Source organism: Paenibacillus sp. J5 (assembly GCF_054955055.1).
Genome location: NZ_JBUEDD010000030.1, coordinates 1 through 1,837, shown reverse-complemented (window position 1 = coordinate 1,837; position 1,837 = coordinate 1). Strand labels below are relative to the sequence as shown.

Genomic DNA, 1,837 nt, shown 5'->3' with positions numbered 1-1,837 from the left:
GGGAAGGGGGAGTGAAGGTGAGCGAGGAGCAGCAGCCTGAGCGGGCGCTTGCGGGGTATGGACAGCTTCGGCTGCAGGGCTGCGGCCCGGTACAGCAGCTTCAAGCGATTCGGCTGGAACAGCGCATCGGAGAGCATGCCCGACTGTGGGCAAGCGGGATCATTCCGCAGGAGCAAGCCCAGGAGGCGCAGCAATGGATGGCGGGCGAAGAGCCTGTGCTGTTGGAGGAGCTGAGGGAAGAGGGGCAGACGGCGGCGATCCTGTTCCAGGGTTATGTCGTCGAACAGACGATTCAGGCGAGGAACGAGGTATACACCTTCCAACTGGAGGCGATCTCCTCCAGCAGCATGCTGGACAGAACGAGACGCATCCGCCCATTCGCAGCACCGGGTCAGAGCTACACGGGAATGATCCGGCAGGTGCTGTCGGCTTATCCGGGAGGGGATACGATCGATGAAGCATCCGGTGGGCAGCAGTTGGGGGAGTTTGTGGTGCAGTATGAGGAGACGGACTGGGAATTTTTGAGCCGAATGGCCTCCCGGTTCGAGACATGGCTGGTGCCGGAGGTGCGTGCCGCCTCGCCGAAGATCTGGTTCGGTCTGCCAGAGGGCAGAGCATGGGAGCTGGAGCGCGGCACCACCTACAAGCTGAGGAAAACCTTGGGCGGATTGCCGCAGCGGCGCATAGAGCCCAGCGGTGATACAGAAGATGCCTATCTCTCCCGGTATGAGCAACGCTCCAATTGGAAGTCCGGGTCTCCAGGCGGGGCTGTGGCGGGCAAGGACGGGCTGAGGGGGCAGGAGCAGGGAAGGGATACGGCAAGGGACGCGGCGAGGGATGTGGCAAGGGAGGAAGGGTATCCCCGTGGTCGAGCTCAGAGTGGATCGGCCGTGTGGCAGCGGTATGGAGGAACGGCGTGGGCAACGGACGATGGGGATCGGCCGTCAAGCCACCAGTATGTGCTGGAAAGTGCGGAGCGCTATGCTCTGGGGGATCGGATACGGCTGAACGAGCGGGAATGGATCGTGGCGGGATCGGAATCCTGCATGGAAGCTGGACTGCTGCGAACCCGTTACAATCTGTGCGAGCCGGAAGGGCTGGTACAGCCAAGGTATGGCAATCCGCGAATGATCGGGGGCCGATTAAGAGGGAAGGTTCAGCAGGTGCAGCAGGATCGTGTACAGGTCGAGCTGGATACGGAGAGCCAGGCAGCGGCTGGTCGTGATGCGGGCGAGACAGACAAGAGCCAGACAGCCTCTGCCGGGAAGTCGGACAAGGTCGAAGGGAGCTGGTTCGGGTATCGAACGCCTTACGCCGGTGGCGGTCATACAGGCTGGTACAGTATGCCGGAGCCGGGGGATGCGGTGGAGATCCTCCTGCCGTGCGCGGAGGAAGGAGCGGCTTACGCGGTGGAGCATGTGCGCGTGAAGGCGCTGGGAAGCGACCCGGAAGTAAAGAGCTGGCGTCATCGGGGCGGAGCAGGCATCGCGCTGGAGCCGGAACGGCTGCTCGTGGAGGCGGGAGCAGGGATTCAGATCCGGCTGGACGGATCGGGGCTGACGGTGGAGAGCAGCGGAGAGCTGAAGCTGGACGGGGGTCATGTGCAGCTCACGTCTGGAGGCAGCATGAAGCTGGAAGCGAGCGAGGCGGTCTACCTGCGCGGCGGGGCGAGCAGCGTGGTGCTGGATGGGGAGAGCGATGTGAGAACCCCGCTGCTGAAGCAGGAGGGTCGCACGAAGAAGCCCGTGACGGTGAAGCCGTTGCCGCGCGTATACGAGCCGCCGCTGATGCCGATGGCGGACTATGAGGCGGCGCAGCGAGCGGAGCAGGAGGCGGC

1 protein-coding gene is annotated in these 1,837 nt (G+C 64.0%); it reads left to right on the top strand.

Features of this window, described 5'->3' with window-relative positions; translation table 11 throughout:
* Positions 1-17: 17 nt before the first annotated feature.
* Positions 18-1,837, top strand: a 1,820-nt coding sequence (locus ACY1JZ_RS25940; RefSeq protein WP_462631662.1) for a contractile injection system protein, VgrG/Pvc8 family, incomplete at its 3' end; no start/stop codon positions are given.